Consider the following 20,995-nt stretch of genomic DNA (forward strand, 5'->3'; position numbering starts at 1 on the left):
AGTCCCGTCAAAACGCGCCCGCCGGCCCTGGAAACACCACTGGTGTTTCACTACCGTCCTGGGCGACTGCGGATACGCCAAAAAAATAGTTGTCGATGACCAGGTTGGTGAACTCCCACTCCGTGACATTCCCCACAAAGCGTGAATGGGTCCACTGTGGTGCCGTGGTCTTTCGCCACCAGACCCGGTAGCCCGCCAAATTTTCCCGTGCCTGCTCAGAGCCTCCGTGGGCCCACTCCAGAGTGGCGGAAGCGCGGACCGCACCGGCGGCCTTCACCTGCGCGGGAAAGGGAGGCGCCCCGGCAATGCCCGCCAGAGTAACGGCATTCAGCGCCGTAAGCTTTGCCGCATAGTCAGGATTGACCCCATCCAAAGTGTCACCATAGGCACGGCCATCCTCCACGCGGAGGTCCTGGTGCTGGCGATCGTAGTGCTCATGGGTCTCCATAATGCGTACGCCGGGAATGCCCACGGCGTTAAAAGGCCGGTGGTGCCCTCCCCGCCCGAAGCGATCCAGACGGTACACCATTTCCACGTCCAGATTTGTGAGGTAGCGGTCTGCCATGCTGTCTATGTATCGCGCCAGGTTTCGGGAGGGGCTATCAACTTCCCCACCGGTAAAACGCCGGGACCGCGCCTCAGCCTCGGTCTCTACAGCGCGGGTACCCTCGGAAAATACCCGAGCCACCGTGTTGTTAATCACCCCATCGATGCCTGAGATATTAGATATCATGTCGTTGTTCAATACGGCCTTAATCTGCCAGCCCTGTTCCAAGGCGTGAGATGCAACGATGCGTCCACCAATCAAGCCCTGCTCCTCACCCGCGAGAGCGGCATAGACGATGCTGCCATCGAAGTTGTACTGACTGAGCACCCTCGCCGCCTCCAGCACGCCCGCAACGCCGGAGGCATTGTCATTGGCGCCGGGGCTATCCGCGGTAGCGTTCATGACGTCGGAGACGCGGCTGTCGATATCACCGGACATCATGACCATACGATCGGGGTCCAGGGCGCCCCGCTGTATCGCCAGTACGGACACAATTTCCACCGGATCAGGTACCCGACGCTCGCCGGATACGGTCTCGCCCACGTAGAACACCTCCAGGCAATCATCGCAGCTCGCCGAAATCCGCTCGAACTCATCAAAGATCCAGCGCCGGGCTGCGCCGATGCCGCGGGTATCGCTCTTCGTCTCCGACGCCGTGTGGCGGGTGCCAAAATTCACCAGGGTCTCAATGTCGCTCATGACACGCCGGGACGATGGTGCGGAGCCGATGTCGTAGAGCGCCATCACCTCTCCCGGGGGAGCAGTTTGAGCCATGGATAGTGCCGATCCACTCAGGAGCCCGACGGCAAGCACCGTGAAACAGCGTCGAAAGACGGGGCGTATCGTGCCGGGCATGCCGCTCAGAGTCGTCAAAGATCTCGTCTTAACGCTGCTCATGGCGCGAGAGTCTCGTCGAGAAAGCGGGTAAACGACGCCCAGGATTCCTTGTCGGCTTTTTCCTGGTAGCGAGAGCTGCCAAAGACACTGAAGGCATGGGGCGCGCCGCTATAGGTTGTCATTTCGTGAGTGACACCATGGGACTCCAGTTGCTCAGCGAGTGCAGCGAAATCGGCCATACTCACTGCCGTATCCGCACTACCGTGGTAGACCATTACCGGCGCCTGAGTCTCTTGGTAAGTCTGTCCTTCTGGGGTAGTCAGCCCACCGTGAAAGCTGGCAAAACCCTTAAGGGGCTCTCCCGCACGGGCAAGCTCCAGGATGGCCGTTCCCCCAAAGCAGTACCCGATGGCCACGGCGTCTGCGACATCAGCACCGCTCTCTGAGGCAGCGGCCAACGCCCCGCGCATGAGGCTACGCATCTTTTCGCGGTCTTTGTAGAGCTCGCCGGAGCGAGCGATCTTGTCCTTGGTTTCCGTAGGCCGCACGCCTTTGCCATAGAGATCTGCGGCAAATACGCTGTACCCGAGGTCCGAAAGCATCTCGGCACGCTTCACCTCGTAATCCGTCAGACCATCCCAGTCGTGGATGATAAGCACCATACCTTTACTGTCTTCCGCGGGCTCGTAATATCCCTCGTATTCCTGCCCCGCGACGGCGTAAACCACCGTTTCACCCGCGAGGAGGCTCGGGGCATACTGCATGGCGGCGGCGAGTAAGCCGACAGCGATTCCTTTGATATTCTTCACACTCGATTCCTTTTGCTAGCAATGTTGGTTCACAGCTTCTTATGATGGATTTTTACGCGAGCCCGAGGCAAGCAGTTTGACAGCACTGGACTGGTGGGTCATCGGTGCATACCTCGCGGCGATGCTGGGACTCGCCCTGTGGCTCGGTCGCGGCCAGAGCACGGAGCGTGAATACTACCTTGGCGGCGGCCTCCCGGCGCCAGCTCTGGCGACATCAATTCTGGCGACGCAATGCTCCACCAACAGTCTTCTGGGCGCGCCGGCCTTCGTGGGGTTTGCCGCGGGCGGCGGTCTGCTCTGGCTGCAATATGAACTGGCCGTACCCCTGGCCATGCTGGGCCTGGCTTTTTTGTTTCCTGCCGTCCATCGCAGCGGCGTGATTTCGATCTACGCTTTTTTGGAGCTGCGCATAGGGCGCGGCGCGCGCCTAACAGCCAGTGCCAGCTTTCTTTTCTTTAGGGGCGTCGCCACGGGAGTCACGGTGTATGGCGTTGCCTCCGTACTGTCACTGATCACGGGTATCGGCTACATCCCTGCCGTGGCGTTACTCATGGGTGTGACCGTCACCTATGACGTCATGGGGGGCATGCGAGCTGTCGTGATTTCTGACGTGGTCCAGATGGCACTGTTGATTGCCGCGGTCCTGGCCTCTCTGATATGGCTGGCGCCAGACCTCTGGCAACATTTTGATGCGCTATCCGTGCGCCGTCAGCCCCTCGTCAGTGACTGGGGCCTGAGCGGGAGAACAGACTTCGGATTCTGGCCCATGCTCTTCGGGGGACTGTTTCTGTACATGGCCTATTACGGCTGCGATCAGAGCCAGGCCCAACGACTTCTCGCGGCCAGAAACGAGGGGGATCTTCACAAAATTCTGGTCTTCAACGGACTTCTGCGGTTTCCTTTGGTGCTGGCCTACTGTCTCCTTGGACTCTGTCTCGCCGCTTACGCACTCAAGCAGCCCGAGTTTATCGATAGTCTTCCCTCAACGGCGTCGGGAGAGCCCAACCTGAACATGGTCTTCCCGGCATTTGTGCTCCGGGAATTTGCTCCCGGGCTGGCGGGCCTGGCCATCGTGGGCCTTTTTGCCGCGGCTATGTCGTCCATTGATTCCGCACTCAACAGCCTGTCGGCGAGTACCTTGGAAGACTTTATGCCCGCAGGGTTTGCAGAGTCCGAGCGACGCCGATTTTTAACATCCAAGATCGTCACTCTGGGCTGGGGGCTTTTTGCGGTAGCGTTCTCCTTTGGCGTTGAACACATTGCCAGCACCTTGTTGGAATCCATTAACAAGGTGAGTTCTCTCGTGAATGGCCCTCTTCTGGGCCTCTTTATGATCGCGGTCCTGCTACCGGGCACAAAGTCTGCCCTTGCTGTTGCCGCCTTTACCGGCGGCGTCGTGGCGAATTTTGCCCTCTGGCAGCTGGCGACGGATGTCTCCTGGCTCTGGTGGAATCTCTGCGGATGTCTGAGCACTCTGGCGATGGTGCTCATGGTTAGCGGCGGAAAGCGCTCCTGGATGGCTGCGCGTGATGTTCTCGTTGCCACGAGCGTGCCCAGGTCTGCACGTCTCAGTCTTGCTGCTGGCTTTGTCGTCATGATGAGCGTCCTATTGATAGCTCAAGGCTATGCCTAGGGGCAGGACAAAAAGTTTTTCCCGGGTCTATCTAAGGCTATACTCTTGCTCACTTAAGGCCGGTTGGAAGCGGTCTGTTGCAAGGTAAGTGCAAGGTAAGTGCAAGGTAAGCACCAGGTAAGTGCAAGGTAAGCACCAGGTAAGTGCAAAGTTAGCTATATTTTTCAGTACCTTAGCTGATTTTCAGATACCAAGCGGCAGGAGCCTTTGGGGAACTTTTACCCACCCTGACCGTCCAAAAATACGTAAGAAAATTCATCAATGTGAATTGTGAGGCAGTAAAAAATGGCTAATCCAAGAGTGTATGACGTTGACGCAGCCTTAGGCGCGGCGGTCAGCACCAACAAAGTTCTGAAAAACACCTACATGCTGTTGGGCATGACGCTGTTGTTCAGCGCTTTTACGGCGGGTGTCTCCATGGTCATGGGGCTTCCCCAGGGCGCTGCACTGCTGCTGAGCCTGGTGGGTTTTGGCCTGTTGTTTGTTGTGCACAAAACCGCAGATAGCTCCAAAGGGCTGGTCGCAATCTTCGCGTTTACAGGCGTTATGGGCGCGTCCCTCGGGCCCATGCTGAATTACTATCTGGCCCTTCCTAATGGCCCTGCATTGGTGCTGCAGGCCCTCGCTGGCACCGCCGTGGTGTTCTTCGGCCTGTCTGCCTACGCCCTCACCACCCGAAAGGACTTTTCCTTCATGGGCGGTTTTTTGATGGTGGGTCTGATCGTTGCTGTGGTTGCCATGATTGCAAATATCTTTCTGGCAATTCCTGCGCTCTCCCTGACGATCTCCGCAGCGGTGGTAATGATCATGTCCGGTCTGATTCTGTTCGACACAAGCCGTATCATTAACGGCGGTGAAACGAACTACATCCGGGCGACGGTGAGTCTGTACCTGAACATCTACAACCTGTTCATTCACATTCTGCACCTTCTGACGGCGCTTTCCGGCGACGATTGACGATTAAGAGCCCAGCAGCATCACAGCTCAGTCCTAAGAGCTTAAAGAGAGCCCCGGCAATGTCCGGGGCTTTTTTTTGGGACGATAGAGGCACAGCGTCTATAATCGCACCCCATGCGCTATGCCCTTCTTGTTCTCAGCCCCCCCGACAGCGGTTCATCCTCTCGACAGGCTCTCGAGTTTGCCAAGGCCTTGGGGCGAGCAAAGCATAACGTCGCCAGCGTGTTTTTCTTCGATGCCGGCGCACTCACCGCACTGACGGCTTGTGAGTCCAGCGCTGACGAGGAGGATCTGCGTAAGGAGTGGCAGGCATTGGGCGAGGATGGCGGCATCCCTCTGTTTGCCTGCGTTGCCTCTGCCCAGCGCTTTGGCGTGGGCGATGGGCGCAATCTTGAGGAGCGCTGTCTTCCCGGCTTCGCCATAGCGGGGCTTGGAGAGTTGATCGAGGCATCCAGTATTGCCGACCGCCTGATGACCTTCGGGGACTAGAGGTAACGATGTCCCAACAGCAAAAACAACCGCTTATTCTCTTTCAGCAGGCACCCTACGAGGGGTCCCTTGCGCGCGCCGCCCTGGATCTGGCGCTGGCCTTCGCTGTCTTCGCCCAGAACCCGAAGATTGTGTTTTGCGGTGACGCCGTGCTCTGCCTGAAAGCGGAGCAAAGCGCCGAGGCCCTGGGCAGAAAATCCCTGCGCAAGGTCATCGATTCCCTGCCCCTCTACGATCTGGAGACGGTGTATGTGGAACAAACGTCACTCCTTGCTAACGGCGTGCACGCGGCGGAACTGCCGGCATTCGCTGTGGCCCTTTCGGGTCCGGAGCTCCGCCAGTTGATGCAGGAGGCAAGCCATGTCATCAGTCTCTGATCGACCGCTTCACTGCTTGTCCAGCGCTCCCCGCTCCCAGGCAGGGCAGCGATTGCTTGCGATGTTGGAGCCTCAGGACGACGTACTGCTCCTGGGTAAGGCTGTTGTCCTCGCAGGAATCACGCATCCGGATATTCAGGAGTGGGTGGCCTCGGGAGCACAACTCCACGCTCTTGAGGAGGACCTCCGGGCCTACGGGGCCAGGGAGTTACATCCCTCCATTGTCTCTACAGACTACGCTGGCTGGGTAAGGCTCAGCGAAAATCACCAAACGCAAGTCCTCTGGCGATGACCGAGCCCATATCTGAACAAATGTCTGAGCCAAAGTCTGAGTCAATGCTTCCCGCACTGACCGAAGAGGGTTTTCTGGAGGATGCGTCAGACTGGAACCCAGGTGTCGCCGAAGCTCTGGCAAAGAGAGAATCCATTACTCTCACGCCAGCGCACTGGGAGCTTATTGAATTGCTCCGGCAGTATTACGACACCTATGACTCATCCCCGGCCATGCGGGCCCTGGTGAAGTTCTGCAGATTGCGCCTGGGAGATGACAAGGGGCGCAGCATCTATCTTCTTAAGCTTTTTCCTGGATCACCTGCCAAGATAGCCAGTAAAATCGCCGGCCTTCCAAAACCAGCGAACTGTCTCTAAACATGCTGCCCTGGCAAACCGATCCCGAGAACTACGCAACATTGTTTGCGAAAAAGTGCAGCGATGTCGAAAAAGACATGCTGACTCTAAGGTTACCGCCGGCAGAACGCTTTGCTTCTCCCGTAGAATCCTATCGCGTGCGTGCGGAGTTTCGTATCTGGCATGACGGCGACGACATCGACTATGTGATGTTCGACCCCGGGCATCCTCGCACGCCGGTTGTCATCAAGGATTTTGCGCCGGCGCTGGCGCCAATTCGCACGCTCATGCCCCAGCTCCTTGCGTTCCTGAAATCCCGTCCGGTACTGCGACGGAAGCTTTTTCAGGCGGAGTTTATGGCTACGACCACGGGGGAGCTGCTCCTCACCCTGATCTACCATCGCCCCCTGGATGATGCCTGGGAGGATGAAGCCCGGGCTCTTGCCCGGGAATTTGATGTCTCTTTAGTGGGACGCAGTCGCAAGCAGAAACGGATCATCGGTCGTGACTTTGTGGTGGATGCCTTCACCGTCGACGGTCGCTGCTACCGTTACCGCCAGTACGAGCAATCCTTCGTGCAGCCTAATGCCCCCATTAATGAGGCGATGTTGACCTGGGCCTGGCAGCAAGGCGCATCATGCCCCGGCGATTTGCTGGAACTGTATTGCGGCAATGGCAACTTCACCCTGCCCCTCGCCTCGCGCTTCCCCGCGGTTATCGCCACGGAGTTGTCCAAGAGTGGTACCCGCGCGGCCCTGGAAAACATCAGGGACAACGGCGTTGATAATGTACAGGTGATTCGTCTGAGCGCTGAAGAAGTCAGTGAGGCGATGAGTGGTGTTCGGGAATTTCGCCGTCTCGCCACATTGCCGAAGCCTCTCGGTGACTATGACCTGCGCACGGTGTTTGTGGATCCGCCCCGAGCGGGTCTGGATCCCGGAACTCTGGATTGTGTTCGTGATTTCGAGGCCATTCTCTACGTGTCCTGCAACCCCAAAACCCTGAAGAGCAACATTGAGGCGCTCACGGATAGCCACGTTGTGACCCACTACGCGCTTTTTGATCAGTTTCCCTATACACCGCACATCGAAAGCGCCGTGGTTCTGCGGCGCCGCCGACTCCAACGACCCGTGTTGGTATTTTAGGAGGAAAGTTCGGCGACGCGTCGCGTCAGCAAATCATCGATCCGCTCGATATCTGCTGCGGCAATCTCCAGGTAAGCAAGATCCAGTTCCCGACAGACTTCCCGCGTACGCAGGCGACGAGTCAGGGTTTGCGTCGGTACATCACGCTCCCAACACTCGATGTAAAGGCCCAGAGCGGGGACGTAAAAGTCCGCGGTAAGAGACTCCTCCACGGGCAGCCGTCGATTACGGGCATGGGCGTATTGCGCTTCATAGAGCCAGTCGCAGACCCGCAATTGCAAAACGCTATCGACAGCGTGACCATCAAGACCACAGCGCTGCGCTGAGACCGTCTGCGGCGTAGCTTTCGGCTTCTCAGTCTCGGTAAAAAGATCCGGGGCAACGGCGTCGACCCCGGTTTGCCCGGCCTCCCCTGGAACACCGGAAGTGTCAGTTTCGGTAAGGACCATGCCATCACTAGCAAGGCGATTGAGCTCGCGATGAATGACCGCGTTATCCACGATTTCGTGGGGCCAGCTGATGATAAGAAGACCGTTGTCTTCGTCACGCTCCTGGCGTCCCCCGAAGCGTTCACCGAGATTACTGAGCTCCAGACCCCGACGGGTTAAGCGGAGCAGGCCCAATTCAGCGAAGTTACGATTGATCTGTCGCACACCCAGGTGAGGGTAATAGCGCTGCATGCCGCCCGGGGTAATGCGTTGATTACTCTCGATGGCTGTGATCATCGGGTGTTCCATCAGAGATTCGGGCCAGACGATATAACGACCAAAGCGCTGACTGTCCTGATAGGCACCGCCCTGGAGCTCACCTTTCGCGGTGAGGGCCCAGCCTTTATCCCGCCGATCAATCCAGCCGTAGTCACGCAAGGTGACGAAAAGCTGCTGAATTGGCAGTTTTAGTCGCTTGGCAAGGGCCGAGGTAGACAGCCGGTTGTCGTCGCCATCACTCACCCTTCTAAGCGGTCCCGGCGTAGCGCGTTGTCAGGGCGCTATAGAGCTGTTCTTCAGCATCGAGGGCTGCGGTATCTATGCCCGCGAGGAGCTCCATGAGGTGTTCGTTGTCTTCACGACCATCCCATAGTTTTCGATAACTGCCTTCCTTATAACCGTTGTCCTGGCGAAAAAAGTTCAGCACGTTTTTTCCCAGGTACTGGCGATATAAGCCGCTGAAGTCGAGGGATGCGGCGCCCAGCAGCGAAGCAAAAGCCTCAATGCTGAACCGACGCTCGCCCGCAGCCACCGCGGCGAGGGCCTCGGCAGATTCCAGGACACCCAAATCTGCTGGAGACTCTGGCCACAGCGCCATGATTTCACGTGCGAGCTCTTCCACGCTTGAATCTTCACGGAAATAGGCCGACATACCGAAGTGCCAGATATCGATGACCTCTAATTGCACCTGCTCCAGATCCGGCTCCTGATGTTTCCACCATTTATAGCCATGGTGATCCACCAGCTCGGCGCACTCCACCCAGATTGCCCGGTGCCAGGCAAAGTTCTGGGTTATCCATTGGGGATGAACCCGGGTGTTCATGCGATCCTGCATGCGCAGCATCGTTGTAAGGGCTTCCTGCATTGGCTCTCCTGGTCGATCTCGCGGGGAACGCGGTCCTTCGGTTTATCAGCTGTCAAACATACCAAGAGACGCGGTGTTTGGCACTCGAATGCTGACATCAAACACGAGCTCGTGCGGCGAAGCAGAGACACGCACTCAGTCGCAATCGCGGCGGTACCATTGGTCAGTGCTCAGAGCATCGAGGGGGTCCGCCTCGATCACCTCGAAACACAGCTTGCCGATCTTCACAAAAGACTGCCATCTACCGCCCACGAAGGAGCTTGCGTTACCCTCGATAGCCAACTTCGAGGGCTCCAATGCGCCTGAGCGCTCTTGCTGTCGGGCGAGTGTTTCCAGCAGCTGTCCATCAAAAATTGTTGAGGACCTCCCGGGCCGCGGCGTGCTGGCTGGGTCTTGGGCTGTTTCTGGCAAGCTCAGGTTCAGCCCCTGGGGGCGAGAGACCCTGGCTGACGGTTGCGGGGGTACGTCAATAGCCGGATTATCCACGGCTCCGGAAGGCGCCAGCGTGTCCTGAACAGGCTGGTCCTGAAATTCGACTTGGCGTTTGTCGCTGGTGATTATCGAGGGTTTTTCACTATCCAGCTTTTCTACAGCCTCTCGGTTCCCATGGTTTGCTTCCTTTGTTGGCGTCTCAGGTAATGTGGTTTCTCGGAGACTAAGCTCTATCTGTCGCTGCACTTCAGGCTCACTTCGCGACGCCGCCCCCGGCTTCCATTGATCCTGTAGATAAACGGAGAGCATGAGGTGCGTCAATAGGGAGAGCAACAGAGCAACGAGCAGGGCACGACTTGTCGGTGCCGATACGCGCTCTTCTTCTAAAAAGGATATGTAGGCAGTACTCACTCGATTTCAGAGCCAATCCGGGGCTCAAATGTTCCTGTGATTGTGCTTTTTGACGCAAGCATCATCCCCACCAGGGCTGTATTTCCGCTGTAAATTTTTCGCTAATTGTTTTAGTTTGGTGGTCCGTTAGAAATGAATGCAGGCACAGGCCTATGAAATACACCACTCCCCTATTCGCCATGATGGCGATCCTGGCCATGCTGGCCGCGTGTTCTTCCACAGGAAGCTCGACGGCATCACAAAATGGCAACACATCAGACGCGGTAGCACAGGCAGACGCCGATGATCCTCTCATCTGTGAAAACTACATTCCCTCGGGCACGCGCATCGCACGAAAAGTATGCATTCGCCAGTCCGAAAGAGAGCGAAACCAGGAGCAGGCGCAGACAATCACTCAGGAAAATCAGCGTCGATCAGCGATTGGGAATCCCGTCGGTAATGACTAGACGGCGATGACGCGTCTCAGCTGCCGAGGCGCTGTTTACCCAGGAGCACTTCTTTAACATCTCCTTCAGCCTTGCCAGCAGCGGTAAACAAATAAGCGGATAGAAACAAGATCCCACCAAAGACGGCCACAAGACCCAAGGCCAGACCTGCCGGGCTGAATTGGTGTCGCCATGACACCCATAAACCCGATAAAAGAAGAAACCCAAAAAGTCGGCGTTGAACTGGCCGGGCCAGGTCATGGCCTTCATATCGCCGAAGAAAACAGGCATCAGGTTCCAACCATGGTTTGTAATAGTAATCGCGGTGTAGATTGTCAGGGCAACAAAAAGGGCCGCCATAAAAACTCTGAACGCCAGCATGGGTCCCGCTCATTTTCCTTTGGAGCTGAGTTTTTATCACGTAAAACAGATGGACCACAGGATTCTTATGGTGCCCGAGGCCGGAATCGAACCGGCACGACTGCAATAGTCGGGAGATTTTAAGTCTCCTGTGTCTACCAATTTCACCACCCGGGCGCTGCGGATCGCGAGGCGCGGAATTCTAGCATGGGGATCCTTGGAGAGCGCTAGTGCAGGCGCTTAATTATCGAAATCCAATGCTAGACTTCTCTTAATTCACCCAACGACCGCTACGCCGTGCCCTCACTTCGCAATTTTTTGTTTGTGCCTTTGTTTTTGCTTTTGGCTCTGATCGTCGCGGTCTCGTCGATGATGGCAGCATTTTGGTTTTCTCCGGACCTTGCGTTGCAAGCCCTTCGCAGTACAACCAGCACGTTCTCGCCCTACGAGCTTGAACTGAGATCACCCGAAATCCGATGGTCGCCATTCAGTTTCCAAAGTGAGCTGCTGATCCTGGGATATGCAGACAAAACCAAGCCACCCCTCGTGTCCCTTCAGGGAGTCGATGCTGCCATGTCCTTACGGGAGCTCCTATTGGGCGATGTCTCCAGCGGCTATTTCAAGGCCGCCAACGCCACCTATTACCTGGTGGAGTCAGACGGCGACGAAGCTCTCGATATGGAGGCTCTCCTTGCGCCGCTTTCACGCCTACCTAAAGAAGTGGAGATCGAGTCCGCACACCTCATTTCGCAAAATCAAGGCCTGTGGATTTTCCCCCTCTACCAGGTAAAGGCGGGCAGAAACGCCGACGGCCGTCTGGATGTAAACGCCAGGGCAACGATCGCTCAGCGAAACGTTGTCTTGGAGGCGCGAATCGACTGGGCAAGTCACGCAAGTGGCCATCGCATGGAGCTGGCGGCCAGAATCCTGGGAGACCGTGAGAATTCGCAGTTGCAGGCTATCGGCCATGTGGACGCTGTCGGCGCTGAGCTCAGCTACGCGCTTGATGTTCAGGGTCGCTACGAGCGGGTTAGCGACTTTCTCCTTGCGTTCGATAAGAATGCTTACCCCTTCGCCGGTAGTCTCAGCCTCAGCGGCACCCTCGAGGGGGACACCCACGGATACACCTTGTCCCTCAGTGAAATGGGGCTCCGTGAGAATGGCGCTTACGAATTCACTGCCTCGGGAGAATGGAGTCAGAGGGGCGCGGACCAGGGCAGTCTGGCCCTGCGTGCCCGAGGCTCTGCTCTCAAGCTTGAAGAACTGCTCCCTTTTGAGGGAAAGCTTGCGGACGTCCTCGATCGCAGCGAGATCGAAATGGATATTTCGGGCAGCCTTCAGGCGCCGGTCATTCAGCGTGTCGCAATCGTTTTGCACGGAGCGGGCGATACGCGATTGAGCCTGAGTAGCGACGCTCAGGCACTGAAGTTTGAAGAAATCGAAGACTTTCTCTCTCGCCAAACTATCGACGTAGACCTCGAGGGCAGCGTAGGCAATCTCGGGGAGCTACTGGTAAGCGCTGGTGTCACACCTCGGGACTACGTAGCCGCTGCGGGGCTAACGGGCGCTACGGCGAACTTTACGGGAGTTGCGCGGGGAAACATGGAAGAGCTGCGCGTGAACCTCCAGAACCTTCGGGTCCGTCACGGGGAATTCACCCTTGGCGGATCCTCTGCCTTGCTGTGGCGAGAGAACACTTTGTCAGCGCCCGAACTTGAGCTTCAGCTTGAGGATGGGGACAACAACAAGACGGCGGATGTCCGGGGTACCGTTGCAGACATACTCAACGCCCAGGGTATGGCGCTTGCGCTTCAGTTTGACAGGCTGAGCCCCAAACCGCTGCTCGATGCCCTGGCCATTGAAACGTCCGGGTATCCTGAATCTCTGGCAGGGACAGCCCTGCTCCTGCGCGGGGGCGATACCCTGCGTCTTCGCGACATCGACCTTCAGATGGAGGTGCTACCCGAACTTACCGTAAACCTCGGGGGTCAAGGTGACCTGTTCAACAAGGAACTCAGTGCCGACCTAGAGCTACAACTTCTCACTGTCAGTAACGCGGCCTGGCAGGGGTTCTCTCCCCTGAGCCAGACCCCCAGTCGTATGACAGCGAACCTGCGTCTGCGGCCCCGCTACCTCACGGTTTTATCGGATGCGCTTATCGGCGACACCGCTGTTCAGGGAGTCGCCAGTGCCGACATCGACCGGCTCCAGATTGATCGCCTGTCCTTGGATCTCTTCAGCCCTCACTTGTACCTACGCGACTTCCAGCGTCGACCCCAGGACAAGCCCCCCGTCGAAGCAGGCAGAGAACCCCGTGATGGAACAAGCGACGACGCCGGCAAGGTCCTGGATATTGAGCGCCTTATTGATTCCGTACCAGGATTCCCCGTAGCGCTCACCCTGCGCAGTGGCGAGGTCACGGGCCCCCTCACGGAGCTTGAGGATTTGAGCATTGCCCTGGACCTTGCCCTTGGGCGCCTGACACTCAGGGAGTTGGATACGCGGTATGCAGGCGGAGAACTTATGCTCCGAGGCAACATTGACGGCACCGTCACGCCGCCAGCGATCAGTCTTGCCGGGCGCGGCATTCGCGTGCCCCTCGGTGCCCTGACCACGGACCTGGGATTGCAGCAGAGCGTGAGTGGCTCCCTGAGCTTTCAGGGAGGTCTTCTCGCCCGGGGCTCTCAGAGTGCAGACTGGCAACAATCACTCCAGGGCCGCGTATCCACGGCGCTCAGCGATGTCACGGTCAGTGGCGCCGCCTATGACTTGCTCATGAGCAACCTGCTGGCCTGGCTGGTACAGGGCGCGGGGGAAAAGACCACCACCTTCGACTGCAGCATGGCACAGTTTGATATCGCCGCCGGCGTCGCTCGGAGCGACAGTATTTATATTGAGACCCCCCGAATGCTGGCCACGGGTAAAGCGACGGTAGACCTGCCTCAAAACAATCTTGATGTCCGCATCGAGCCCCGCTCGAAGTCGCGAGCGATTCAGTTTCCCAGTGCCGTTCGTCTGCGCGGCACATTGCAGGGACCAACAATTAGCGCATCGGCCCTCCAGGCCGGTGCCGATCTGTCGGCACAGGCACTGCTTCTTTTACCGAGTCTGACGCTAAAACTGTTTGGTCTTGGCGGCCCCGATGACCTGAATCAGCCCTGCGAAACCAACGCTTCCTGAGACTTACCGCGGCCCAGCGTCGTGCTACACTCGCCGCCTCCACGCTAGGGATTTACAACAACAATGGCGCAGGCTCGGGGCGAGTTTTCATCACGATTTGGATTCATCATGGCCGCCGCGGGCAGTGCCGTAGGCTTGGGCAATATCTGGGGGTTCCCCACCCAGGCAGCCAGTAATGGCGGCGCAGCATTCCTTATTGTTTATCTCATATTGGCCTTTGTGTTGGCCTACCCTGCATTGATGGCTGAACTCGTGCTTGGCAGACACGCCCACGCCAATGCTGTAACGGCGCTCAAAGGCACAAGCAGCAACCCACTGCTCAGAAATCTCGGTGCCACCGCCGGGATCGTAGGCTTTATTGTCGCCAGTCTCATCCTGAGTTTTTATGCCATCGTCGCGGGCTGGATGATCGCTCACTGTCTCGCCTCTCTGGCGGCTCTGGTCGGCGCTACCGATCTAGCCGAATGGCTGGTGGGTTTTTCTCTCACGCGTAACGTGATTTTCATGACGCTGTTTATGGGTATGACCATAGCCATTATTTCCGCCGGCGTACGTGACGGCATCGAGCGCTGGTCCAGTCGCCTCATGCCCCTGCTGCTCCTGACGCTATTCGCCTTGGTGGTCTATGTGCTCACTCTCGATGGCGCGAGCGAGGGCTTGCGGGTTTATCTCATGCCCGATTTCGAAAGCGCCCTCTCTCCCCAGTTGATCATCAAGGCCCTCGGGTCGGCCTTTTTCTCCCTCTCCCTTGGCGTGGGCACTATGCTCATCTACGGCTCCTACATCAGTGACAAGGAAAACCTGCCCGTTGCCGGCGGCCTGGTTACCGCTGTGGATATCGGCATCGCCGTGCTCGCCGGATTTCTGGTACTCCCCGCCATGTACGTGGCACTGAACAACGGCGTAGAAATCTTTGCCGCCGACGGTGCTCTTTTGTCCGAGGACACGCTCATTTTTACCGTGCTCCCTGAGCTCTTTTCAAATATGGGTCTGGCCGGTGGCATGGTATCCCTGACCTTTTTCTTTCTTATGAGCATCGCCGCTCTCACCTCCTCCATTTCCATGTTGGAGGTGCCCGTGGCTTACACCATCGAAAATCATGGTGTAAAGCGCTTGAGGGCCGTTATGGTGATTGGTGCGCTCATCGCCATGGTGAGCCTGATTATTCTGCTGAACTTTGGAACGCTGTTCGGCGCGATCATTGCGCTGACAACGCGGTATAGCCAGCCACTGTTGGGCTTTGTGTTCTGCATCTATGTAGGCTGGATCTGGCATCGCGATGCGGTGCTCACGGAGCTCAAGAAGGGTGCACCGGACATCGCTGAGGGTTTGTTCTGGAAGATCTGGCCCTGGCATTTACGTCTTGTTTGCCCGGCGATCATCCTGCTGATTTTCGTCCAGTCCCTGCGCTAAGCTGAGCGTGAAGGTTTGTTAACGAGCCATAAGTAGGTTTTTCTTTGCGTCGTTTTGTTCTTCTATTCACCGCGCTGCTCCTGAGCTTGTTCACCCTGGAACTCCTCGATCCTGTGCAAGCCGCCGTGATCCAGCCCTTCACCGGATGGCTTGCCGACATCAGTGCAGCGATCATCATGCCCTTCGACGAACATGTCCGCGCCAGTGGTCGCATTATCAGCCACACGCAAACCGGCTTTGCCGTGTCCATCGAAGCCGGCTGTAACGGCGTGGAGGCCGCCATCGTCCTCATCGCCGGGGTCCTCGCTTTTCCTGCCCCCATGCAACGCAAAGTCGTGGCGATTTTTCTGGGCTTTCTGGCGATACAGGTAATGAACATCGCCCGCATCATCAGTCTGTTCTATCTGGGACAGTGGAATCTCGACGTGTTCACCTGGACCCACCTGTACCTGTGGCCGGTGCTTATCATGCTCGATGTGCTCGTGGTCTTCATGCTGTATCTGCGTTACCTGTCACAGCAGGAAACGGTCGAGCCATGAGGAACTATCTGGCGAATCGTCCTCTGCTGCGCTTCGCACTGGCGGTTTTCGCGCTGCTCCCCGCCTGCTTTCTCGCCTGGTATTTCCTTGGCAACTTCATTGCCGCACCTGCGATTGTGCTGGTGAAGCCGGTTCTCCTGGGCTGGCTTGGGGATACGGTGGCGAGCGTTGCTTTGCAGGGCACTGACTTATTGGTGATGTCTCACTATGGGGAGGACGGCGGCAGTATCATGAAAGCTGAGTTGGCGGGCAATCAGCTGGGCTACACGATCAATACCCGCACCCTGTCCTATTCAATACCTTTCTTTGCGGCGCTCCACTTCTCTACCCCCATGCGCGCGGGCTGGGAAAAGTTCTCCTGGTGCCTCCTTGCCTTGTGGCTTTTGTTGGCCGCAGGGCTCATAAGCACGGTGCTGAAAGACCTTATGCTCGGGCTGGGGACGGATTTTATGGACCGAGAACCGGTGCCCCCAGCAGATATCATTGCCCTGCTCTACCAGTTTTCCACCCTTATGGTGCCTCCGCTGGCGCCCGTGTTGCTATGGGCTTATACGGCCAAAGATTCTCCCGCCTTCATCGGTTTATTGCCCGTTGCCTTGAGACCATCCGCAGACGGGGGCCCCGACCGCTGAGTTGCGAGACGCCAGGGGGTGCCGCCGCAATGAACATAGTTTGTGCAGGCCGTGGTGCAGCCTCGGCAAGGCAAGCGCGGTCCGTCAGCTGACATCGCGCAAGCCTCCCGCCGCGAGGGCCAGGCGGTTGAGCTCTGCCTGGAACTCCGCTCCCCGGTCTTCGAGGACCGCCTGGAGCGCTTTTTCCATCAAGTGACGTGCCTGGGCAGTGTAAGCATAGATACAGGAGTGCACCGCCGCGTCTTTCCAGTTATCTACGGAACATGACGAAGAATATTCTTCAAAATCTGCCAGAGCCGTGATCAGGTCTGAGATGTGTTTTGGGCACTCGCAATCAAGGGCACTCTTTAGATTGGCGGCAGCCGCAAGCTCCGAGGCTTTAAAGTGTCGCGCTTTACCCGGCATAAGCTCTCCGAGATTAGTCTCCCCCGTATGCACGGAAGATTCCGCCACACCGCGGGCGATTTCGAAGGCCAGCTTGCCGGAATCCGGCGGAAACTCCATGACGGCGATCTCCGCCTTCTCGAGTTCTTCTATCCAGTGGTCGTTGCCAAAGCGATAGGCGACGATGATCCGCGACGCGACGCCGGCCTGCTGGAACTGACGGATCCTGGCCACCTGTGCACTCCCCAGGGAGCCGCACTCCACGACCAGCACGTCACTTTCCTCAAGGGCATCAAAGGCGTCCTCAGACAGCTCTGAAAACTCGACGCGGGCCAGGTGCGCGTTGACATTGCTCACGCACCCCTGATGCTTGTCCAGCCAGTCACAGAGTGCTACTCCGACAAATACAGCCCGAGGCTTCGCTGGAGCATCTGCGCCGCGCCCGCGCACGCCGCGCTGCTTAAGAAGCATTTCCAGGGTCTTGCGCTCCGACTTGGCAATTTCGCCGATGCGGGCGCCATCGTTTACCAGGGACGCGACGAGCTGCAAATGCTCAAGATCCGACTGCGTGTACTGCCTGCGACCCGTTGGAGACTTGTGGCTGGCGCCTAAACCATAACGTCTCTCCCATACACGAAGCGTGTCAGGTTTTAATCCGGTCAGGCGTGCCACCGTACCAATACCATAGAGAGGGCGGGGCTCGAAAAGGGCTGCGTTCATGGCGAGATCTCGTGGTGATTTGACAGTAGTTACGCGACAAAACTTGTACCAGATCTCAGCTTGCCGCGTCCATGTTCATGTTTTGTCGTAAAGATAGCAGGACAATCGTCAGATTTTGGTATCCAAAGTTCGACAAACTACCGTATATCTAGACATATGTTGATCGAGGAAGAAGCGGTGGAATCTTTAGCGGTAGAGACAGAAGACAAAGACCTGGAGCGCCTTTTTGCCGAAGCGCGCAGATACCCGCTGTTAACAAGCCAGCAGGAAAAATCCATCGACGGCAGCAAGTGGCAGGCAGTGACAGGACTGCAGAAGCTGCTGGTCCGGGATAAAGTTGCCAGGCATTACCTCCGCGCATGGAGTAGCAATACGGCGCTGACCCCCTTGGACATCGCCTACTTTACGAACCGGGAGCATCACTTTATTTTGCGCCGCGAGCTGTCCAACTATATGGCGGATGGTAAGCAAGCGGACCGCATGGAAGCCCTGCATTCCGCGCTGCAGAAAAATCGGACGCCCCGCACCCTGGACCAGCGCATGGCGGATCTGGACCTCCCCGCCAGCCTCACCGTGGGAATTGCCGTGGTCGTGCTGCGTCTCGACGGCGTAAAGCTGCAGGACAGTGTGGCGGACGCCCTGGAGCAATGGTCGACGTTTTGGACACACACGGAAAAGCGTCCGAAAACGCCGCTGGAAGCATCTGTGCGCGAGGAGCTCATCGCCCATATGGAGAGCTACTCCGACGCGCGCGACACCCTCACCATGCACAATTTGCGCCTGGTGTACTCCATCGCGGGTCGCTACCGGGGCAAGGGCGTCAACTATCTCGATTTGATTCAGGAAGGCACCCTGGGCCTGATCCGTGCTGCAGAGAAATACGATCACAGCAAAGGATTTCGCTTCAGCACCTACTGCTTTAACTGGATAACCCAGGCTATCCGGCGCCACGTGGGAGACACGGGAGGCTTGATTCGCTACCCCACTCATGTGCAGGAACAGGTTAATAAACTTTATCGCCTGCGCGTCACAGAAAAGCAGCGCACGGGTGAAGAGCCCGGCGACGCAGCGCTAGCGGAGGCGGCGGGCCTGACCCTCGAGAAAACCCGGGACCTGCTGCAGCTGCGAAACCTTGGGGTGTCCCTGGACGCCCCCCAATTCGACGATGACGACGGCACGCTGCTCGATACTATGAGCGGTGGACCTTTTGATGCCTCGGAATCAGAGGCAGAGACGGAATCTCTCCACGACCGGCTTTTGCTCGAAATGGAAGAACTGGACAAGGCCGAGCGTGAAGTCGTCATCGCGCGCTGGGGCTTGCACGATGGCCCCCCCCTCTCCCGCGCGGAGATTGCGGACCGTATGTCCGTCAGCAGGGAGTGGGTGCGTCAACTCGAGCGTGCGGCGCTGACCAAGCTCAGTGGCAATGAGCGTATTCGCTCAGCCTTTGCGGATTACATGGAAGCTTCCGACTAGGCCAGCAGGAAGGTCAGTAAGAAGCGTCAGGATGAAGGCTAGGCAGAAAGCCAGGGAGAAGCCCAGGCAAAAGGCCAGGTAGAAAGCCGGGGAGAGGTTGACCCCGGACCTGCCCGTACCAATACGTAGCCCTGAGTACTTGGGGCTACGTCTCAATCGCCTTGAGCGCAGTGTCGATATCCGCATGTGTAAAGTTAAAGCCTGATGATAGAAGGGCCTGAGGTAGCACCTTCTGGCCCGTGATGAGTAGCTCGTCAGCCATCTCGCCGACCATCGCGCGCATGACAACACCGGGCATAGGTATGGCCACCAGCGTCCGATGTACCTTTCGCATGGCCGCACAGAAACCCCGGCTCGTCACTGGAGTCGGCGCCGTGACATTCACCGCTCCCGCCACGTCAGCGTTGTCCATCGCGTGGCATATTGCCGCCACCACGTCATCTCTGTGCACCCAACTGAGCCACTGCTCACCGTCGCCAATCCAATTAGCGACACCCATTTGAAAAGGCTGCGCCATCTGGGGATAAGCACCTCCCTCCTTATCGAGCACCACACCCAGACGCATGAGGCATAAGCGGGCATCGCCGGCAGCTTTCTTCGCCGCGGCCTCCCAATCCCTGCACAGTTCTGCGGCAAAGCCGGTCCCCGTGTCCGCCGACTCCGCCAGGGTCTCATCACCCCGGGGACCGTAAAATCCGATGGCACTGGCGTTAAGCCATATCACGGGCCGTTTTTCAACGGCGCGGAAGTATTCGCCCAGGCGCTGGGTCAGCAACACACGACTGTTGACCATTTCATCTTTATAAGCCGCGTTCCAGCGTTTAGCCGCAAGGGAGGCGCCAGCGAGGTTAATCACCACGTCGATGGGGGTCTCAAGCTGCGACAGTTCCTGTATGAATCGGGCATCAGAGATTTGCGCCGGATCGGACTGTCGGGTGAGCACCGTCACCCCATGACCCTTGGCGCATAGGACAGGAACAAGCGCCTCGCCAATAAACCCCGTGCCACCCGTGACTAAGATTTCCATAAAACTGTCCTGTTTTTTTGGTGCTAGTTATTACCGCCGCGCGGTGAATTTAGATCAAAAACTGGACAGCCAATCCGCCGCGACATCAGGCAACGTATGATGACGACATGAGTACTCAAATCCCCCTGCATGCTGAGAGCGACTTTTTAAGCGCCCTCATTGACCACGCGCCGGTATTGGTCATCACCGGGGCGGGGATCAGTGTGTCGACGGGTATTCCCACCTACCGTGATGAAAAAGGAGCGTGGCTGCGAAGCAATCCCATTACCCATCAGGAGTTTGTAGCCGACCGTCGACAGCGCCAACGTTATTGGGGTCGATCGCTCCTGGGCTGGCCCGCTGTGCGGGATGCCAAACCCGCGAAAGGGCACCGTCTCCTGGCACAGTTGGAACACCATGGTTTGGTGTCACATATCGTCACGCAGAACGTAGACCGGCTCCATCAACGTGCCGGAAGCATCAGGGTTACGGACCTTCACGGACGCCTCGATCGCGTGAGGTGCCTGGGTTGCGAAACACTCTCAAGCCGGGATGTGCTCCAAAAGGCACTGGAGCGCTTGAACCCTCACATCAACCACACAACGATTGAGGCACGCCCTGACGGTGATGCCGACATGCCCGACGCCATGGTTGAGGGAATCACCGTGCCTTCCTGCGACCTGTGTGACGGCACCCTGATGCCCGACGTGGTGTTTTTTGGCGGAAGCATCCCCGGGAGCCGGGTGGAGCAATGCAAGCAGGTGCTTGAGCACTCTAACAGCGTACTGGTTGTTGGTAGTTCGCTGCAGGTGTACTCGGGCTATCGGTTTTGCAAATGGGCTGCGAAAGCGGGCAAGCCTGTTTTCCTCATGAATCCGGGGCAGACCCGCGCTGATGATATGGCGACAAAGTGGTCCGTTGATGCCGATACGGGGCTTGATGCTCTCCTGAGCCTGAGCAGCAAAAAGCACGCTGAAGCCCTGCACATACCGCCAGGCCACCAACCTTCCCATACCGCATAAAA

The 20,995-nt window shown here is 57.6% G+C and carries 22 protein-coding genes and 1 tRNA gene; 14 read left to right on the forward strand and 9 right to left on the reverse strand.

The window, feature by feature from the left end:
• Nucleotides 1–7 precede the first annotated feature (7 nt).
• Together KT71_RS10215 and KT71_RS10220 are read right to left on the reverse strand one after the other, a co-directional pair.
• Nucleotides 8–1,420, reverse strand: coding sequence for a M28 family peptidase (locus tag KT71_RS10215; protein ID WP_238549414.1), 1,413 nt, complete (start codon nt 1,418–1,420; stop codon nt 8–10).
• Nucleotides 1,421–1,440: 20 nt separating this feature from the next.
• On the reverse strand, nt 1,441–2,193 hold the full coding sequence (locus KT71_RS10220) for a dienelactone hydrolase family protein (RefSeq protein ID WP_008295481.1): 753 nt from the start codon (nt 2,191–2,193) through the stop codon (nt 1,441–1,443).
• Between the two features lie 76 nt (nt 2,194–2,269).
• Between KT71_RS10220 and KT71_RS10225 the strand changes: the two genes are divergently transcribed.
• The 7 genes from KT71_RS10225 (at nt 2,270) to trmA (ending at nt 7,421) form a co-directional block, all read left to right on the forward strand.
• Nucleotides 2,270–3,826, forward strand: coding sequence for a sodium:solute symporter family transporter (locus KT71_RS10225; RefSeq protein ID WP_008295480.1), 1,557 nt, complete (start codon nt 2,270–2,272; stop codon nt 3,824–3,826).
• A gap of 285 nt (nt 3,827–4,111) precedes the next feature.
• Nucleotides 4,112–4,783, forward strand: a complete 672-nt coding sequence (locus KT71_RS10230) for a Bax inhibitor-1/YccA family protein (protein ID WP_023659583.1) — start codon at nt 4,112–4,114, stop codon at nt 4,781–4,783.
• A gap of 114 nt (nt 4,784–4,897) precedes the next feature.
• Nucleotides 4,898–5,272 (forward strand): sulfurtransferase complex subunit TusD, encoded by a 375-nt coding sequence (gene tusD, locus KT71_RS10235; protein WP_008295478.1) that lies wholly within the window; start codon nt 4,898–4,900, stop codon nt 5,270–5,272.
• Nucleotides 5,273–5,280: 8 nt separating this feature from the next.
• On the forward strand, nt 5,281–5,649 hold the full coding sequence (locus KT71_RS10240) for a DsrE family protein (RefSeq protein WP_008295477.1): 369 nt from the start codon (nt 5,281–5,283) through the stop codon (nt 5,647–5,649).
• The gene (gene tusB, locus KT71_RS10245; protein ID WP_023659584.1) at nt 5,633–5,941 is read left to right on the forward strand and encodes a sulfurtransferase complex subunit TusB; all 309 of its coding nucleotides are present in this window, start codon (nt 5,633–5,635) and stop codon (nt 5,939–5,941) included. Before KT71_RS10240 ends, tusB begins: the two co-directional genes overlap by 17 nt.
• A 44-nt stretch (nt 5,942–5,985) precedes the next feature.
• Nucleotides 5,986–6,297 carry a TusE/DsrC/DsvC family sulfur relay protein gene (locus tag KT71_RS10250; RefSeq protein ID WP_008295475.1) on the forward strand — a complete coding sequence of 104 codons (312 nt, stop codon included), beginning with the start codon at nt 5,986–5,988 and terminating at the stop codon, nt 6,295–6,297.
• 2 nt (nt 6,298–6,299) lie between these two features.
• Nucleotides 6,300–7,421 (forward strand): tRNA (uridine(54)-C5)-methyltransferase TrmA, encoded by a 1,122-nt coding sequence (gene trmA / locus KT71_RS10255; RefSeq protein ID WP_008295474.1) that lies wholly within the window; start codon nt 6,300–6,302, stop codon nt 7,419–7,421.
• Here the strand turns inward: trmA and KT71_RS10260 are convergent.
• The 3 genes from KT71_RS10260 to KT71_RS10270 all read right to left on the reverse strand — a co-directional run bounded on the left by KT71_RS10260 (nt 7,418) and on the right by KT71_RS10270 (nt 9,836).
• Complete coding sequence (locus tag KT71_RS10260) at nt 7,418–8,371, reverse strand: hypothetical protein (RefSeq protein WP_008295473.1); 954 nt, start codon at nt 8,369–8,371, stop codon at nt 7,418–7,420. The genes trmA and KT71_RS10260 overlap by 4 nt on opposite strands.
• 4 nt (nt 8,372–8,375) lie before the next feature.
• Entirely contained in the window at nt 8,376–8,993 is a 618-nt protein-coding gene (locus tag KT71_RS10265) for a dUTP diphosphatase (protein ID WP_008295472.1), read from the reverse strand.
• Between the two features lie 135 nt (nt 8,994–9,128).
• A complete protein-coding gene (locus tag KT71_RS10270) occupies nt 9,129–9,836 on the reverse strand; it encodes a hypothetical protein (RefSeq protein ID WP_008295471.1) in 708 nt (235 codons plus the stop codon).
• A gap of 152 nt (nt 9,837–9,988) precedes the next feature.
• On the opposite strand from KT71_RS10270, the gene KT71_RS10275 reads away from it, so the two are divergent.
• Nucleotides 9,989–10,282, forward strand: coding sequence for a hypothetical protein (locus KT71_RS10275; RefSeq protein ID WP_008295470.1), 294 nt, complete (start codon nt 9,989–9,991; stop codon nt 10,280–10,282).
• Here the strand turns inward: KT71_RS10275 and KT71_RS10280 are convergent.
• Both KT71_RS10280 and KT71_RS10285 read right to left on the reverse strand, forming a co-directional pair.
• Nucleotides 10,250–10,642: a hypothetical protein gene (locus KT71_RS10280; RefSeq protein ID WP_008295469.1), complete on the reverse strand. Its 393-nt coding sequence runs from the start codon at nt 10,640–10,642 to the stop codon at nt 10,250–10,252. The genes KT71_RS10275 and KT71_RS10280 overlap by 33 nt on opposite strands.
• Nucleotides 10,643–10,710: 68 nt before the next feature.
• Nucleotides 10,711–10,798 (reverse strand) — tRNA-Leu (locus tag KT71_RS10285).
• Nucleotides 10,799–10,990: 192 nt separating this feature from the next.
• On the opposite strand from KT71_RS10285, the gene KT71_RS10290 reads away from it, so the two are divergent.
• From KT71_RS10290 to KT71_RS10305, 4 genes are all read left to right on the forward strand, one after another.
• On the forward strand, nt 10,991–13,801 hold the full coding sequence (locus KT71_RS10290; protein ID WP_008295468.1) for an AsmA family protein: 2,811 nt from the start codon (nt 10,991–10,993) through the stop codon (nt 13,799–13,801).
• A gap of 63 nt (nt 13,802–13,864) precedes the next feature.
• Nucleotides 13,865–15,214, forward strand: a complete 1,350-nt coding sequence (locus KT71_RS10295) for a sodium-dependent transporter (RefSeq protein ID WP_040362297.1) — start codon at nt 13,865–13,867, stop codon at nt 15,212–15,214.
• Nucleotides 15,215–15,258: 44 nt separating this feature from the next.
• Nucleotides 15,259–15,753, forward strand: coding sequence for an exosortase H (xrtH, locus tag KT71_RS10300; RefSeq protein ID WP_008295466.1), 495 nt, complete (start codon nt 15,259–15,261; stop codon nt 15,751–15,753).
• Nucleotides 15,750–16,385: an exosortase H-associated membrane protein gene (locus tag KT71_RS10305; RefSeq protein WP_008295465.1), complete on the forward strand. Its 636-nt coding sequence runs from the start codon at nt 15,750–15,752 to the stop codon at nt 16,383–16,385. The genes xrtH and KT71_RS10305 overlap by 4 nt, the downstream gene beginning before the upstream one ends.
• Nucleotides 16,386–16,469: 84 nt before the next feature.
• Here KT71_RS10305 and KT71_RS10310 read toward each other — a convergent pair whose 3' ends face one another.
• Complete coding sequence (locus tag KT71_RS10310) at nt 16,470–17,489, reverse strand: MerR family transcriptional regulator (RefSeq protein WP_008295464.1); 1,020 nt, start codon at nt 17,487–17,489, stop codon at nt 16,470–16,472.
• A 177-nt stretch (nt 17,490–17,666) separates the two neighbouring features.
• Between KT71_RS10310 and KT71_RS10315 the strand changes: the two genes are divergently transcribed.
• A complete protein-coding gene (locus tag KT71_RS10315) occupies nt 17,667–18,965 on the forward strand; it encodes a sigma-70 family RNA polymerase sigma factor (RefSeq protein WP_152025212.1) in 1,299 nt (432 codons plus the stop codon).
• 145 nt (nt 18,966–19,110) lie between these two features.
• Here the strand turns inward: KT71_RS10315 and KT71_RS10320 are convergent, their stop codons facing one another.
• Nucleotides 19,111–19,992: a TIGR01777 family oxidoreductase gene (locus tag KT71_RS10320; RefSeq protein WP_008295462.1), complete on the reverse strand. Its 882-nt coding sequence runs from the start codon at nt 19,990–19,992 to the stop codon at nt 19,111–19,113.
• 107 nt (nt 19,993–20,099) lie between these two features.
• Between KT71_RS10320 and KT71_RS10325 the strand changes: the two genes are divergently transcribed.
• On the forward strand, nt 20,100–20,993 hold the full coding sequence (locus KT71_RS10325) for an NAD-dependent protein deacetylase (RefSeq protein WP_008295461.1): 894 nt from the start codon (nt 20,100–20,102) through the stop codon (nt 20,991–20,993).
• The last annotated feature ends 2 nt before the right edge of the window (nt 20,994–20,995 follow it).

The sequence above is a fragment of the Congregibacter litoralis KT71 genome (genome assembly GCF_000153125.2).
Taxonomy (GTDB): domain Bacteria; phylum Pseudomonadota; class Gammaproteobacteria; order Pseudomonadales; family Halieaceae; genus Congregibacter; species Congregibacter litoralis.